This window comes from Pseudoselenomonas ruminantium, assembly GCF_900142515.1.
GTDB classification, from domain to species: domain Bacteria; phylum Bacillota; class Negativicutes; order Selenomonadales; family Selenomonadaceae; genus Selenomonas_A; species Selenomonas_A ruminantium_D.
On the sequence record NZ_FRBC01000012.1, the window covers coordinates 74,275 to 90,122 of the forward strand.

Annotated in this window: 23 protein-coding genes and 2 pseudogenes; all 25 read right to left on the reverse strand. The window is 40.6% G+C overall.

Features of this window, described 5'->3' with window-relative positions:
• Positions 1-14 precede the first annotated feature (14 nt).
• Complete coding sequence (locus tag BUB68_RS07605; RefSeq protein WP_072305346.1) at positions 15-530, reverse strand: SMI1/KNR4 family protein; 516 nt, start codon at positions 528-530, stop codon at positions 15-17.
• Between the two features lie 72 nt (positions 531-602).
• Complete coding sequence (locus BUB68_RS07610) at positions 603-1,226, reverse strand: hypothetical protein (protein ID WP_073089717.1); 624 nt, start codon at positions 1,224-1,226, stop codon at positions 603-605.
• A gap of 267 nt (positions 1,227-1,493) precedes the next feature.
• Positions 1,494-1,670, reverse strand: a pseudogene (locus BUB68_RS07615) (IS256 family transposase); the annotation flags it as partial.
• A 92-nt stretch (positions 1,671-1,762) separates the two neighbouring features.
• Positions 1,763-2,095, reverse strand: a complete 333-nt coding sequence (locus tag BUB68_RS07620) for a hypothetical protein (RefSeq protein ID WP_073089721.1) — start codon at positions 2,093-2,095, stop codon at positions 1,763-1,765.
• 218 nt (positions 2,096-2,313) lie between these two features.
• Entirely contained in the window at positions 2,314-2,904 is a 591-nt protein-coding gene (locus BUB68_RS15580) for a CbrC family protein (RefSeq protein ID WP_256625824.1), read from the reverse strand.
• Between the two features lie 2 nt (positions 2,905-2,906).
• Entirely contained in the window at positions 2,907-3,359 is a 453-nt protein-coding gene (locus tag BUB68_RS07630; protein ID WP_143188111.1) for a hypothetical protein, read from the reverse strand.
• A 47-nt stretch (positions 3,360-3,406) separates the two neighbouring features.
• Positions 3,407-3,676, reverse strand: a complete 270-nt coding sequence (locus BUB68_RS07635) for a hypothetical protein (protein ID WP_143188112.1) — start codon at positions 3,674-3,676, stop codon at positions 3,407-3,409.
• A gap of 134 nt (positions 3,677-3,810) precedes the next feature.
• Positions 3,811-4,128, reverse strand: a complete 318-nt coding sequence (locus BUB68_RS07640; protein ID WP_143188113.1) for a DUF7957 family protein — start codon at positions 4,126-4,128, stop codon at positions 3,811-3,813.
• Between the two features lie 17 nt (positions 4,129-4,145).
• The gene (locus BUB68_RS07645) at positions 4,146-4,451 is read right to left on the reverse strand and encodes a hypothetical protein (RefSeq protein ID WP_081371905.1); all 306 of its coding nucleotides are present in this window, start codon (positions 4,449-4,451) and stop codon (positions 4,146-4,148) included.
• Complete coding sequence (locus tag BUB68_RS07650) at positions 4,445-5,794, reverse strand: Imm30 family immunity protein (RefSeq protein ID WP_073089729.1); 1,350 nt, start codon at positions 5,792-5,794, stop codon at positions 4,445-4,447. The genes BUB68_RS07645 and BUB68_RS07650 overlap by 7 nt, the downstream gene beginning before the upstream one ends.
• Positions 5,795-5,809: 15 nt before the next feature.
• Positions 5,810-6,352, reverse strand: coding sequence for a DUF1266 domain-containing protein (locus BUB68_RS07655; RefSeq protein ID WP_073089731.1), 543 nt, complete (start codon positions 6,350-6,352; stop codon positions 5,810-5,812).
• Positions 6,353-6,389: 37 nt separating this feature from the next.
• Complete coding sequence (locus tag BUB68_RS07660; RefSeq protein ID WP_143188114.1) at positions 6,390-6,680, reverse strand: hypothetical protein; 291 nt, start codon at positions 6,678-6,680, stop codon at positions 6,390-6,392.
• A 20-nt stretch (positions 6,681-6,700) separates the two neighbouring features.
• On the reverse strand, positions 6,701-8,371 hold the full coding sequence (locus BUB68_RS07665) for a tetratricopeptide repeat protein (RefSeq protein ID WP_073089735.1): 1,671 nt from the start codon (positions 8,369-8,371) through the stop codon (positions 6,701-6,703).
• Positions 8,372-8,889: 518 nt separating this feature from the next.
• Complete coding sequence (locus BUB68_RS07670; RefSeq protein WP_256625825.1) at positions 8,890-9,243, reverse strand: SDR family oxidoreductase; 354 nt, start codon at positions 9,241-9,243, stop codon at positions 8,890-8,892.
• Positions 9,218-9,463 carry a hypothetical protein gene (locus BUB68_RS07675; protein ID WP_178139489.1) on the reverse strand — a complete coding sequence of 82 codons (246 nt, stop codon included), beginning with the start codon at positions 9,461-9,463 and terminating at the stop codon, positions 9,218-9,220. Before BUB68_RS07675 ends, BUB68_RS07670 begins: the two co-directional genes overlap by 26 nt.
• A 90-nt stretch (positions 9,464-9,553) precedes the next feature.
• Positions 9,554-10,600, reverse strand: coding sequence for a Fic family protein (locus tag BUB68_RS07680; protein WP_073089737.1), 1,047 nt, complete (start codon positions 10,598-10,600; stop codon positions 9,554-9,556).
• 215 nt (positions 10,601-10,815) lie between these two features.
• Entirely contained in the window at positions 10,816-11,139 is a 324-nt protein-coding gene (locus BUB68_RS07685; protein WP_081371906.1) for a multidrug transporter, read from the reverse strand.
• Positions 11,140-11,159: 20 nt separating this feature from the next.
• Positions 11,160-11,447, reverse strand: coding sequence for a DUF1653 domain-containing protein (locus BUB68_RS07690; RefSeq protein WP_073089739.1), 288 nt, complete (start codon positions 11,445-11,447; stop codon positions 11,160-11,162).
• Positions 11,448-11,462: 15 nt separating this feature from the next.
• On the reverse strand, positions 11,463-12,179 hold the full coding sequence (locus BUB68_RS07695) for a DUF169 domain-containing protein (protein ID WP_073089741.1): 717 nt from the start codon (positions 12,177-12,179) through the stop codon (positions 11,463-11,465).
• Between the two features lie 11 nt (positions 12,180-12,190).
• A pseudogene (locus BUB68_RS15890) lies at positions 12,191-12,509 on the reverse strand (ClpX C4-type zinc finger protein).
• A gap of 99 nt (positions 12,510-12,608) precedes the next feature.
• Positions 12,609-12,782, reverse strand: coding sequence for an HU family DNA-binding protein (locus BUB68_RS14870; RefSeq protein ID WP_371914852.1), 174 nt, complete (start codon positions 12,780-12,782; stop codon positions 12,609-12,611).
• 15 nt (positions 12,783-12,797) lie between these two features.
• The gene (locus tag BUB68_RS15590; RefSeq protein ID WP_256625826.1) at positions 12,798-14,135 is read right to left on the reverse strand and encodes an MBL fold metallo-hydrolase; all 1,338 of its coding nucleotides are present in this window, start codon (positions 14,133-14,135) and stop codon (positions 12,798-12,800) included.
• Between the two features lie 43 nt (positions 14,136-14,178).
• On the reverse strand, positions 14,179-14,466 hold the full coding sequence (locus tag BUB68_RS07720) for a hypothetical protein (RefSeq protein ID WP_073089743.1): 288 nt from the start codon (positions 14,464-14,466) through the stop codon (positions 14,179-14,181).
• Positions 14,467-14,535: 69 nt separating this feature from the next.
• Positions 14,536-14,979 (reverse strand): hypothetical protein, encoded by a 444-nt coding sequence (locus BUB68_RS07725; protein ID WP_073089744.1) that lies wholly within the window; start codon positions 14,977-14,979, stop codon positions 14,536-14,538.
• A gap of 5 nt (positions 14,980-14,984) precedes the next feature.
• Positions 14,985-15,356 (reverse strand): immunity 22 family protein, encoded by a 372-nt coding sequence (locus BUB68_RS07730; protein ID WP_073089745.1) that lies wholly within the window; start codon positions 15,354-15,356, stop codon positions 14,985-14,987.
• Positions 15,357-15,848 lie beyond the last annotated feature (492 nt).

Consider the following 15,848-nt stretch of genomic DNA (forward strand, 5'->3'; position numbering starts at 1 on the left):
TATTATATCATTATTTATAGTTCTTCAAATATATCATAATAATAATTTGTTTTTAGAGTCATTTTTCTTATAAAATCATCAATAGAGTCAGCTATTGGAGTATACCCTTTTCCCCATTCGTTAGGATCTACAACTGGGCTACGACCATCCTTATCCTTTCGCGTTAAATCCAAACAAAAATATATTTGATCTATGGTATAAAAGAAAGGGAACATTCGTTTTCTATCCCATTGTTCTATATTATCATCCTGCCAACCTTCATAATAGCCTTCTTTTATAATTATATCTGTAAGTTGTTCTGGATCGATAATCTCATTTAGTGCTTCTTTATCTTTGAAGCATAACATTCCCCAACCTATTTGTAGATAGAATTCTCTCAATTCTGGAGGAAACGCACACCCTAGTCTTTTTTCTTGCTTTACAATATCATCAATGCTTAAACTGTGAAAACTATGAACATATTCATCTTCATGTACTCTGTTACAATCATCGATGCATGAACACTCTTTCACCCATGAAAAATCAAACATTTAACTCTCTCCTCTTTCATGTTATATTCTTTCTTGAGCCACAATTTTCAATCTTATCATTTCAGCTTGAATTTATTCAACTTTTATTGACTCAATGGATTTTTCTATCATCTTCTGCCCGAGCTTGTCATCTTCGTATGCAAAGTATGAAATAGCCCAGAATTCACCTTCGCCACCGAAAAAGCCAAGGTTCAACAGTCTGGCTGGACGCTGGCTGCCATTCTCCTCATCCAGCAACTGCACATCCAGATAAGTCATTTTTAGTCCATTGACCGCCCTTGTTCCCCTGTCCTTCACCGTGACCTTAAGTCCTTCTGGATCAACAAAACTTACTTTGAGGAACCCTTCCATATCAAATACACGCCCCGGCCTCCAGCCGCTAACATGAACCATTTCTATAGATAAGAATCTATCATAATCATAATGGCTGTAAGAATCCTCTCTCCAGCCACTAACGCCTTCCTCAGTGTTATCTTTTTCCAATTCAAAGGGCAGTTCTACCTTCATCTTTTTCCCATCTGTTTGGGCGTACTCCACAGTACGCAACTCATATCCGTCTCCTGACTCTGCCTTTTTGCCTAGGAGATGACTTTCATCTGCATCTGAGTGTATGCCACAACCGGCCATCCCCATAATTCCAGTTATCAATAGTACAACAGATAATAACCTTCCCACACTCTCAAATTTACCTTTCAATGCTCCGTCCTCCCAACTGATTCATGCACGCAAAAAAGCACCATACCATGGTTAAATCCCCATGGCATGGTGCCCCCATCGGCAAATAAACATGTTGTTGCTTTATTCTCGACACAACATGTTAAATAATAAACCATCTCAATTAGAATTTCATTATAATTCTATTAGCTTTTTATTAAAAGCCACTGCTAAATCGATTAATCAACTTCTTTCCGAGCTTAATATACCCAGAATTCCCGCACTTCATACGGCCAGCCTAACCGGTTCATGCTCATCCATTTCCGTTTCCATCATTTGCTTGATGGTGCCGCCCAGCAAGTCTTTCAGGGCGTCTTGGATATCAGTAGCGCTCTCGATGTTGTACTCTTGGAACAACTGCTGGATGATGGCACGCTTGCCATCGGTCATTTCTACTTTGTGAATCTCTTTTTTCTGTCTTGCCATGATAAAAGGCCTCCTATGATTTGATTATAGTTTATCATAGAAGACCTTATGTTTTCGAGGAAAATTCATTTACAGAGATTTTTTCATACTCTCTAAATCCACATAAGTAGTCCCAAATGACAATTTAAATCTATAACAACTGCAAGGAAGATGATTATCCCCAAGGCAATGAACACATTCATCATTCTATTTTTCATATACTCTTTATCGTATTTATGAACTGAACCATATAATGTTAACCCTATAACATATGCCAAAACAAAGTTTAACAATCTAAGCGGATCAAACGCATACCAAGATGTATCTCCCCGCCTAAACACCATTGTAAAAACCTGTACTATATATGAAAACATAAATCCAAAACAGTAGCCTCTCCACTTTTTCTCTCCAAGCCAATTTACAGCTTTATTCCATGCATCTTCCATAAAATCATTAGCCTTCTCTCATAATAATATTAACCTACAAGCATCCGTTCCTATTATGCAAGATTCTTCTCCGTATCCCTTACTTTCTCCGTGAGCTCTGTATCCTTTATCCAAAAAGAGCAATTTCCTTTAATCTTTATTGTCAAATATTGAAATCAAACGCTTTAATAACTGAATCATTATACTCTCTTGCCAATAATATAACAGAGAAAAGGCCTCTAATCTACATCCACCCACAGATGATATTTCCCACAATGCATGCACTTAAACAAATAGCCGCGCACATCCCAATCCCGATGCAGGTATTTCCGCACAAAGTCAAGAGGATGCGAATCTTTACGCTGTGCATATTCCTGTAGCAACTCCTCTTGGCAGCCTAATTCATCTAGGTCATTGATATCATCCACATAGCGCAAAAACTGACAATAATCATCACAACAAGCCAGCCAGTACACATCCTGAATGGATATGTAGCCCGGCGTTCTATGAAAGAGCTCTTCTCTCTTTGCCGAATCGCTGACCCAATCTGCTGCAGCAATAAACTCCCCTTGAAATTTTACGGCTGCACTGCCATCACTTTTCCCCTCTAATAGAACTTTCTTAAAATATGATGTAAATGTTTTAACATCAAGTTCTTCAATATCATATAAAACATTCCATGAAGCAACATACTCAAACCAATGAGCTAACACACCTTCAAAATTTACTTCTTTAACCCCTTCTTCCGTATCAGGCTTCAGGTACATAGCAAAGGTTTCATTTTCCAAATCAGCACTATACCTCACCACCATACTGTCATGAACATTCATTTTCAACGCCCCCATTGTTCTGCAGGGATAAATTTCTGATGACAGACAGGACATTCAATGCTATTCAACATATAATAATACCTTTTTGCCTGCCCGTTATATCCTGCATACATCAACATAGTTCCCATTACAATAAACACTACACCGGCTTCTGATTCACTTATTTCCTCGAACTGTTTTAATGTATGCAGGCCTTTATCAACAAGTACTTTGTTAATCACGTCCAACAATTCTTGGATATTTGACTTATCCTCTTTTGGACTTAATTCCATCACATTACTAGCCGATCTGTTAGTTGCTGGCTGCTCACCAAGACAACAGATGCCGTCATCATTAACATACAGGACAATATCATGTAAATTAGGGCAACAACAATCCAATTCTATCTCACTTTCATAGGGAAACAAATTCCCATATAGTATAGAAGCGCCCCATTTTTGATTATAAAATGTCATGATTGCGGCTACCAGATAGTATTCATCTGTCAATTCAAAGGAATTTGCTAAATAATATTCCAGAATCTTATTTCTATACTTACTGTCTCTTTTAAACAACACATTAAATTATCCGGGATTTTATCCTCGATTTCATAGCTGTATGCGTAAATCATTGCAGACTCTACGAATAAATGTAGCTTATTTTCCTCTGAAACATCTTCGCTTAAGCGTAACATAAAGGGGAGGACCGCAAATGCCAGTTCCTTACATGCTCCTTCTTGGCATACAGCATCACTTAAAGCCAGCAAATCATTTACATCAAATTCATCTTCCAACCTTGTAACCCATTTTACGATATCCTCATCGAAAGAATATGAGTCCAAAGTTTCTATTAGTTTCCTATCTAAGTATTTCATATAACATCAAATAGGTATAATACAATCTATCAACACAACTATTATAGATTTACTCATTTCACAATATGTGATCTGATAATCATACCACCATCAGGATTAATATCGTACCCCACGCCTATAAAAGTAGATACTGTTAAAATGCCATCATGATAAAACATATTTTCATACGGCATTTTCCTATCATGAGGATATTTCTCCCTCAAATCCTCCACCTGCCAAATTATATTATTGTCAGCATCTAAACAAAACACGTTATCAACTGGCACTTGCATAGAAATCGGTTTTAATAAGATTATCTTATTCCCTTTATACTTTACAGTACTCCGTACATCGTAATTGCTAATTAAATGTTTATATTCATTATTCGCCATAATTGTTACCTGCATAATCATTTTGTTTTAGGATGCTTCATAACGTATTTATCATATAATTTCTCAACATCCCACATTTTACCTAGCAACGGATTATCCCAGTCACTATACGAATCCAAATATGCACGACCTCCACCACTTATATAAATTATCGAATCATCTTCCTTATGTTGTTTTATTATTTCATAGGCCTTTTTGTATCTCACATATATTAGATTAAGAATACCGCCTTCCAATTCTATAAATGAATACCTGTTTTCCATATCTTTTATAACGGCTTCAATTCCTTGGAGGATCATTTCACGCTTTTCTAGGTCTAGCACTGTCTATCCTCCCTTGACTGTCCCCATATTTGCAGGCCTTTTGAATCAAAAATCTGCTCAGGCGGATTAAGACGACTTATTTCTACCCAATCATTTACCTTTATGCTGTTTTTACCAGGTTTTATAACATCTATAACCTTAAACAAACAGGCATGATATTCTTCATACCCGCTTTCACCATCATCCAGCCCATTATCTGACTCATATATCGTATCCAGTTTACCATTCCATACAGCTCCATTTCGGTCATAAATAACCATTATCTCACCATTTGGGTACTTGTTTATCTGATATACCACAGAACAATCTTTTAAAACCTCATCTATCTTGTCGGCAAACACTTCTTTATCTTCATGGAGGATATCCGCTAATAAGGATATATTCCGGTCTCTTTCCCGCCAAGGAAGCCTGTTTATCACTTCCGGATATTTTATTCTATCCGCATCAGAGTTAAGTATCCTATAGAGCAGTATCTTACACCACTCTTTATTTCTCCACATTCTCTCTAGCCCCATAGCTGTCCAATACAGGCCATCATCTCCTCCTAGCTCCTCCACGGCATGGACGAGACCAAACATGACCTCTTCATCTTCCGTATCGTCATCAAAGCCTGAACATAAATTAAGTACATACTCTGCTCTTTGTGTGGAACAAATCTCCTCAATGGCTTTTTCAAACAACTCTACTTCATACTCATTTCTTAATTTGCATGTATTCTTTAATATTTCCTCGTTCTTTTCGATATTCATATTCAATTCCCTTTTTAGTAAAGTGGTCAATTTCTGTTTTTCCTCTCCTGCAGCATCTAAACATGGTATAAATATTACTCTCTTGTACTCGGGCCATTCCTCTGGTAAAATCTCACAAGAAATATCTCCTACGAACAGTCCTACAAGAAAATCAGTGAAGGAAAGATTGTATTCGTAATATACAGTTGATCTGCTTTCATATATAATCAGCTTCCACAAATTTGGATTATCATCTGTATTCTGCCAGTATAACTCATCACCATTATCTGTCAAACCAAATGGAAGGAGTCCATCTGCAGCAGGATAGAGCTCAAATGGATAATCTTCTGGTGACTCTTCATGTAAATATTGATAAGCCCACATGGACTTTTTCATATTAATAAAGAAATTTAAATTATCATTATCTGTCCACGGACTAAGAATCCAAAGAAAGTTATCTATCGCACCGATGCCATATGAATCAACGAACTCAATATAATCACTGGGGAATTTAACATTGTGTTGTCTTTGAACGTCAAGCCATTCTTCTCGGCTGTGCTTTTCAGCCACACGCCTGTTGATTATATACTTCTGTAATTTGCTCTCTTTTCTCATAATCCACAGCCCTATTTACCAGGTCTTTTTTAGTTCCATTTCAAACGACACCGCTTTATAAGGAGAATCCAAGGAGTTCCTTAGTTGTTCAAAGGCTGCCTCGCTGGCTCTCAGCCTTTCGGAGTTGCCTTCAAAGGTTTTCAGATAACGAAGATAGGCCATTCCCATGTTTTCCCAGCTGCTGGTACATTTCTGTATACGCTTACCTGCAGTAACCGAAACATTCAACGCTTCCCGCAAAGTCAGGTAGCCCGCTAAATATCCGATGGTTGCCAGTTCGATGGCCTTTGACATGTCCCAAACTGAGTTAGGAGACAAACTTCCCAAGCTCATAATCTGATCTATCAACTGAGGCCGTGAGCCTGCCTCATGCTTTTCCAACAGATAACGTCTCCCCTTTCTCTGCTTCTGTACATCATCTTTATGGCATTCCCATCCATTGACGACCCTGACTATAGCTTGTTCTGCCTCTATCCACCTTAGCAGCTTAGAATCCACATCCGCAAAAGTAAGACTATCCGGTGGCGGACAGATTTCCTGCTGTATTTGCACTTCCATAATTTCTACTCCATCAGCATTATGTTTTTAAATTTAATCAATCTTTACATATAAACTTAATCAAATTAGAATTCAATTCATCTGTATGCTCAATATTTTGAGGAAATTCTCCTTCATGAAATAGTGCATATACTACTTCCGCTAAACTATTAGGGGATTCATAATACTCACAACAATATTCAATATAAGTATCAGAATCCCACGAATTGCCCGTAAGACGATTCAATTCATCAACGATTTCTTTTGGTATTTCATCAAATTCATCTGCCACCATATTGACTAATTCTGTTACGCTAACAATAGCATTTATTACATCCCAATCATACATTAGAAACATCACTATCCTTCTTAAAATAATATACTCCATTCACTGCCACGATACATATCTTCCTTTTCTTTTATGGCCGGTTCATAGCCTGCTTTGATTAGGGCATCCATATCCTGGCCATACTGATAGATTCTGCCATGCGCTTTATAGTAATGGGCCAGTTCCAGCCAGCCGGGGAAGTATTTGGCGTATTTGGTTTCCGCCAGCAAGCTTTCTACCCGGTCGGCATTTTTCCCAGGATTCTGGGCCATAAATACTTGTGCCAGTAAGAGACGTGCCTCATTTTGCCAATCGTTTTCCTCGGATACTACCTTTCGCAAACAGGATATTGCTTTCGGTATATCCTGCCACGTTCCACCTTCGCTCCGGCAGCTGCATGCCATCACATACAAAGCCTCATAGTCCCCAAGGTCTGCACCTTTTTGGTAACAGGTCATGGCCTTTTCGCTGTCCATGGGAGTCCCCATCCCCTGACTATAACAGTTCCCCAGCTTTGCCCAAGCAGAAGCAGCTCCCATCTCAGCGGCTTTTTTCAAATACTGCACAGCCAACGGGCCATCTTCCAAGCAGCCCAGATAATAACAGGCATCTTTTACATCATCATGCGCTTCCGTTTTTATGGCCTGCAAAAACCACTGTTTGGCAGCATCCTTTTCTCTTTTTTCCTGATGATAACACCCCAAGCGAACCATAGCCTTTCCACAGTCCATATTAGCAGCCTGTTTAAGTGCCGTTACCATTTCTTCTATGTCATCACGATTTTTGCAAACTTCCGCGTTATCCAGATACCGTTGCCACTTTACGTACTGCACTGCCTGGTCATCATTCTGCCAATCCTCTGATGAAAGGTCTGTCTTCCCCTTATGCCACGACTGCAGGAGGCATAAAACCTGTTCACTTGACTCTTCCCTGCGCAAGGCAGCTTGGCCGTTCAACATAGCATGGAGTTCATAATTATCTTCTGTCTGCCGAACAGAGAGGTAATCCTTATCATGATATAGCTCTATGACTTTATAGGTGTCTTCCATTATTTCCAATGCTGTCTGGAATTCTTCTGTATCATAGCGGTCAAAGGTAATAACCAAGCCATTCTGCAGCCAAAGCTTTAACCTCCAGTCAGCATCCGAATCGTCGGGCTTTGACATCTCCTCCGGATTGCAATTCAACCTTATACCCTGAGTCCGGGCATGTTCCAGGAAAGGCTTCGCCAGCTGCTGCCGCTCTCTTTTCTCCAGTCTTTTGCCCGTCAGTATATCAATACCGCCCCGCAGATAAGCCATCCCCAAAAGATATGCTGCCAGGCCTTCTCCATTTCCATCGCCCTCAGTATATTCTTCCATTTCTACAACTGCTGTCTCTTTTTCATCGGCCCAATAATCCCAAAAATCAAATTCCTCCGTAGGGTAAAGGCCACGTCTTGCAAGAATCGCCAGCAAACCTACAGGACTGCCTTCTGACAGGCTCTTTTTCAAACAGTGTTCGGCTTCTGCTATATCCTTCTCGAAATTGCTGTTCTCCCCTACCCAAGGCGCTCCCAAATAGGTCAAGGACAGCAATGCCCATGCTTCTGCATCTCCGTCTTCCGCTGCCCTGCGCAGCATAGCCTGCCCCTTTTCACGGCTTTTAGCATCATTATGCTTCCAAATTAAATCTACAGCTTCCTGCACTATCGGCTGAAATTTATCGTCCATTCTTTCCCTTTCTTACCTTAACAATCACACTTGTTGAATAGTACATATTTCTTTATGAATTCATAAGTTTTATCATCTGCTTTTTTCATGGACTTATGAGAAACTGTCCCTAGAATGCTTGGACACTTTTTTGATTTATCCAATAAGTCCTTTGAAGATATTTGTAGGCCCAATATGTTTTTTATGAGCACCAATGTAGATAAACTGACTTTATTGTATAGTATAGCTGTGTAGGTTGTTGCAGTATCTTCGTATTCAGGAAGTATCTTAACTCTTCGGAGATGGCATATCCCCCATTAATATTATGCTTATTTTTTCGTACGTTTAGTTTTGTCATGTATTGTTCTAATGTCATATTTATATTAAGCTCACTTCCCCTCAATCAGATTCTGAATTATTCGAGCATCTATTCCTAGATTTTTTCTCTCCGATTGTCCATGATACTATGCAAAAATTAAGATTCTCTTAAAATGTATCACGCAATTGTATATATACCTATCCCAACTCAAATCCGTCGATTATTTACAAATCCTCGCCAGCAGCCAATGCGGCAATATAGATGCCACTATACGATGCACCGTGCTTACAGGATCCGGCGTACAGACGACCTTGCCAGCCTTTGCTTCCCTTAGGGATACTTTAGCAACATGCTTCACATTAGTTGCCCCGGGCATTTCCCTGAATGCATGGTGCCTATCCGTTTCCAGTGCTTTCTCTGTAAACTCTGTATCCCTTATCCAGAAGGGACACACTGCCGTTACCTTTATTCCAGAATCCTGAAGTTCAACACTTAGAGCCCGACTGTATGACAGCAAGAATGCCTTACTGGCAGCATAAACGGCCAGATTAGCAATCAGTATCTGCTTCTGCATCCATGAGTTCCTTACCCGGAGCACAGGCCGGGCAATCACAATATTTGCTGCCCTGTGCCTTGACTTCCTTGGCATGTTCAGCCATGCTGGCGGCTCCCTCCTTGCCAAACAGTTCTTCCCCCTTAGCCGATGTAAATAAGCCGATTACCTCGTCAATCGTACATAACCTGTAAGCAGATAAACACACAAACAGGGCTGATGCAGTGACAAAATCATGCATCAGCCCATTTCTTTTTGATTATAGTTTACCGTAATCGAAAGTCTCATGTGAACCATCAAAATGTTTACAGACTCCGGGCTCACCGCATAATTACTTCAGATGTATATATCGGGTAGACCGTCCTGTTCCTTCCCTGCCCAGATATCCTTCTTTAACCAGTTTACGGAGTGCCCCTTCCACAGAACTCAGGCTGAGGGACGGGCACAGTTCTCTTATATCCTGTTTTGAAAAACGTCCCAGCTTTTTCATGGATGCTCTCCGTACCATCTCCAAGGCAGGAAGCTTCGTCTCCACGAGGGAGAAACGATCCTCAAAGTCTCTATAGGCAGCAATAATAGTGCTCAAGAGATATTTTATAAAGGGAACAACATTTTCCTCCCCTTCATGCCAACCATGCTGCGACTGTCTCAATGCATCATAATAATCTTCTTTATGCTTGGCTATTTTTGCTTCCAACGATACATATTTCCCAACGTAAAAACCGCTGCGATATAACAGAAGCGTAGTCAGCAACCTGCTCATACGCCCATTGCCATCGTTAAAAGGGTATATGCAAAGAAAGTCATGAATGAAGATAGGGATGGCAATAAGCGGCTCTACCTCTGCATTACCGATTACGAGATTGTACTCTGCGCAGATTTTATCCAACGCCTCTGGCGTTTCAAATGGAGGCAGCGGGGTGAACAGTATTTCCGTATGCCCATCTAGATATGTAGCACTTATAAAATTTTGCACATTCTTGGTTCGTCCCCCCATGGAATTTCCCATATGACTGTACATGATTTTATGTAGCTGTAAGATGAAATTCTGCGTGATGGGGATGGCATCGAAACTCTCATGTATAATGTTCAGTACATCACGATAGCCGGCTATGTCCTGCTCATCACGGTTTCTCGGAGTTGTTTTATCTTCTACCAGCTGCCGGATGCGAGTGCTGGTAGTCACAATGCCCTCAATAGCATTAGATGCCTCCGTACTCTGAATCTTAGCTATCTCCACTAGTTTTTCTAAATCCTCCGGCCGCTGCTTCAGGTAAAGTTCCTGCTTCCCAGCCTCTTTGTAGATAGCAGCAATATAGCCAAGTATCTCGGAATCCCATGTCATTTCCTTTATTTTTTTATAATTAAACTGACGCATTCCCTTACACCTCCATGTTTTCCCTTATATTATATATACATTTAAGGGGAAAGTAAATCTTTAAGGGAATAATATGCAAAAATAGGGAACCACTTGCAATACTGCCAGCAGCTCCCCACTCATCACCGTTTTACCTTCACCCAGTAATTGATGCGCAAAATAGCACCTGTTCTTTTGCCTCAAGATATTCCTGAATATAGGTCTTTACGGCAGCCTCATCTGTGCAAAAATTCAATACGTTCCCTTAGGGAATCGCTAAAACCTTCCAAATCATCCAACGTTATGACCTTTTCATCCAACAGCACCATAATATTAGCAAACATTTGCGAACGGCTCATTTCTGTAACGCACACGCCGGATTTCTTCTTGTCGTTCCTTATGCGTTTTTCCAATTTCCAGAACTTGTCAAAGGCATCAGCAGCGCTGACCAAAATAGCTTCATAATCATTAATCAGCGTCTCCATGTATCTTTCCTGCCAAGTCGGCAGCATCTTGCGAAATAGTTTCCAATCCTTCTCTGTAATAATCTTCTCGGGCACAGCCTTCCCTCCTGCCACATTTATTCTTTATGCTCAAACCGATATTTCTGCCTGACTTTTGGGTATTTCTCATGATCCACTTCACTCATGAACATATCCAGCGGCCGGCAGTATACACCATAGGATCCATACAGCGCCTGATAAACGCAATAGATTTCCCTCGTCTCCGTATGAATAACCGGGCAGGCAATGATTTTGTACTCGTTATCCTTAAAATGATGCCAAATCTCTTCTGCCATCGGTATCGCCCTGCGATATTTGGCGCTCAGCAGCTCTCGCTGCTCCTGTACTTCCTTTGTTTCTTTCAATTTCTGGGTACTCCTTCAAATTCTCTTTTTAATCGCTTCCCATGTGTCCGTAGCAAAGAAGCAGCCGTCTGCTTCCTGCTCCATTTCCACGAACCGGCTATAGGGGATACTGAAGGACATCAGCTCTTTGCTGATAACCTTACGGGAAGATGGATCTGTCAATCCTATGTAGCATGTCTTCTCTCCTTTTTCTTCTGCCGCCAAGGGATACAGCACAGCCTGTCCACAGCCGGAAGCAAAGTTGACCTGTACATTATTCTGGCTAATCCTATCGTAATTGGCTAAGGTGGTCAGGCCGGACAACTGGTCTGCATTAACCAAAAAGATGATGCACTCCGGCTTTTCATCTTCCCCCACCATATCCAAGGGCTTGAATACAAGACAGGCAGGAGACTCTACTTTTGGGATGGTTTCCGTAAATATTTTGGCCAGCTCTGGCGTCTTCTTATAAAATTCGCTGTGCGGAATCTTATCATTTCCCGTAGACAGGAAGTATTCAATCCAGCCATGTTCATAGCCCTGGAATCCAAGGCCTGCACGTCCGCCCATACATACCGTTGTGTCTTTTGCTGCAGCTGCAATCTTCCCTTGGGAGGCTGCTTTTATAAGTGCCACGACACAGCCCCACTTGCCTTCCTTGAAAGCTATGGACTGCTCCGGCATACTATCTGCGCTAAGTACTGCAACAGGGTGATTCTTCAGGCAGATATGCTTTGCTATTTTGCTCTCCATTTTTTGCTCTCCTAATCGTCACAGCACCGTTTATGGTTACAGATTTTCTTCAGTGCACCATGATTATGCTCCTTATCCTGGGATTCCTCATCCAATATTTCACAGCATAGCTCAACGCATTCATCGCAAATATATACGCCCGGCAATGAGCTTTTTTACCTCATGCTGGGTTTTATTGCAAAACGAACACTTCAGTGGCTCCTTAAATACGTCATCATAAACTTCTTCCCACTTGTCCAGCAGTTTATTTAATTCTCCATCATCTTTGCCTTCTGTCTGTTGAATTTTCGCCAGTACCTTAATGACTTTCTTCCAGTCAACATTTTTCATAGCCTTGCCCCTAAGTTATAGCCATCTTTATGGAATTGTATCATGCACCAACAGCAAAATCAAGCTGACTACCACATCGACAGCTGACTGCATTAGAGATTAATATTTAACGCTGGATTTGAATGCCAGGCTTTCGCTTGCAGCAATGTCAATTACTTCGCCGGTCTGCGGATTACGCCCCTTGCGAGCAGCACGCTGGTTTTTCTTAAAGGTACCAAAACCGATAAGACGAATTTCTGCATCATTCTTTACTTCTTCCGTAACGGTGCTGATAAGATTTTGATAAACTCAATCCAGCCAGACAGTCTGCTTCCCCATACGCTCTCCATAAGCCACAAACAGATCCCTGAAGGACTCTATATCCTGGCTCATGCCCACAGGCCCCAGATGAATGATGGGCTTGCCATAGGATTTGCCCCCAGAATAGGTCATCATTCCCTGCACCATCATAAAGGTCAGCATCTCCCGAATCGCATTTTCCCCACCACCATGGACATACTGCTCCGTTGCAAAAGCTCCGCCGAGCTTGTTTGACAATTCAAGTCTGGACATTTTCTCCTCAAGCCAGATTTTCATTTTAGCAGTAACAGAAGCCATATAAGTTGGTGAGCCAAGAATAATCAAATCTGCACCTTCTATGTATTCAAGGTCTGCTTCGTCAATATTGAAACAGGCAGGCTGTAATCCAGCCTTCTGTACTCCTTCAGCAATAAAGGCAGCTGCTCTTTCCGTATTATGAGTTCGAGAATCATAGATAATGGCCGCCATAAGTGGCACACCATCACACCGTTCCATCATTATCGATGAGCCACCGGCAATGGTATCAAGATGCATCGGCCACACTCCTGAAGTATGGCACTTATCGACTGAGCAATGACACAGATTGAATGATTCAACCCCGAGCTTCCTAAGTTCCTTAAAGGTTTTGCTCACACGTTCATCACTGGCACCCACAAGATGAATACCTCCCACAACGCGAAGAACCGTCATTCCTGTCCGCTTTTTTACTGCCGATACCATATTTACAATACCCCGGTGCGAACAGCCTACTACCATGGCAAGTCCATTCCCCTCTTTTAGCAGCAGACAGATTTCATCATCAAAGGAATCAGGCGCTTTATCTTTCCCCCGCACGAATTTTTCCGGGATAGTTTCAAAATCATTTTGCATTTCAAAGCCAGTAAACAAAGATGCATAATTGTCCAGTTTTATCATATCCCGGCATTCCCGTTGCTCTATTCTCCAATCTACCAAATCAGCATCTGTAAATCCACAGCCTTTATACACATATTCATCCTTCTCACAATCATGGGAATATTTTTCCTGCCAGAAATCAGGGCCGGTATAAAGTACCTTTGGTTTTACACGCTTCACTAAAGATGGAAAGCCGCCAGCATGGTCATAATGCGAATGGCTTAGTGCTACAAAATCCACCAACGACAAATCCACACCCATTTTCTCAGCATTATCCCATGCTGCCCCGGTATGTCCGCAATCAAAAATGAATTTACTCTCCGGGGTTTCGACATAAAAGGAAAGACCATGTTCTCCGTCCAAATCCCATGATCCCATTCTTACCAAATCATTAATCAGTACTCGAAGATTATATTGAGATTCATATGCCATAGAAAACTACCTCCGTGAAAAAACACTATATGCTGTATTCGCCCTAGGAAATCCTTTCTGCGTATGTCCAGACAATACCACAGTCTTTAAGCAGACTGTTTTCCGTAAACTCCTGATAGTTAACCCTCCACTCGCCACCAAACTTTGCATGAATATCGGCCAGAATACCAGCATTTGTCTTAATTATCCAGTCTTCCCGCCAGGAAGCGACTCGTGCAACCGGCCATGTATTTCCATGCCCGCCATGAAGGATTACAGTTACTAAATCCTTCATCATTGCATCTTCCGCGAATTCCATGCTATATGTTCCAGCGTAATAATCATCCCCCATGCATACGCTTTCTCTGGAAAAATCTATATGTATCATCTATTCACTTCACCGTCCAAAATCAATTTTCATTCAAGCTGTTATGACATTGTGCCGGTCTGACGCTTTATCCTTAGCAAAAAGCAATCTTATACAAAGCAATAAATATATCTTAGCATCCACTAAGTCCAATAGTTCTGCAACGACAGCCGCGCCTAACATCATTTCTACAGTCAGACTTTTCATTTGCGTTTTATTTCCACGCTGAATTATCGCAGCAAACATAATACCTTTCAGTACTATTAAAAATGGAAAGATCATCAAGAATAATTCTGCATTACCAATTTTCAATGCACTAAGCAAACATATAAAAAACGGCAGCACTCTAAAAATAAAACTTTGCCTATCAAGTTTATTATCCAAACATAACAAAGGCCAATGTCTCCGGTTTCCCAAACTAATTAAGATAACAATAGCAACAATCTCTATTGCTGTTATTAAAAACTCAACAACATCCTGTATATCCATTGTTTTCATTCCAATCACTTCTCATATTCAAATACACCAAGATAACTTAATCCAGAAGGGCTTTCACATACAGGCCCTGTATATTCATAGTCATAGAAAAGGACAAAGCAGTTATACGTTTTGTTTCTATCTTGAAATTTTCCTACTTCATCTTTCAAACTATCGTAATATGAGCATCCTTCCAAGAGCTCAACAGGAGATAACTTCTCTCTTTTCCAGTACACCTCTATAAAATCTTCATCAATGTCATCTTGATCAATCTGAAAATCCTTGGCAAACGCGCATACATAATTATCATCATCATCAAATTCTATTCTTGTATAAGCATAAAAAGAATCCTCATCTTCTACATTCCCAGCCCATATCGACACAAAAGACTTCTCCATAAACTGCCTCCTTATTCATACATTAGCACCGCTTGTATAACTTTGTAAAGAATCCATCAAGCGTATAACCCAATATTTCTTTATCACTCTCATCTATTGACATATTATTTCTCCTCTAATTATACGACAGCATTCTCAAAATTAGTATAATCTTTATGCTTGGATAGTTTTTTCTTTATTACCCGGCAGAAAATATAAGCCAACATATATTATCCATAAGACCATTTCATATAGTGGAGGAACAACCAATAACAACAGCACTGTGATTGCTTGGATTAATTCTCCATGCTTAAGTACTAAGGTTCGCCTGGATATTGTAGCCAGCATCAATGCTATATAGATAATTAGAAATGGCGATACTCCCCAAACGACACTATACATTAAATTATAGAATTTATGGAGTTAGAATATAAATAGTACAAGTCAAAATGAGAAATCCTAAATGAGCCCATAACATGGTACAATGTACGTACCTAATCTTGAGGAGGATTT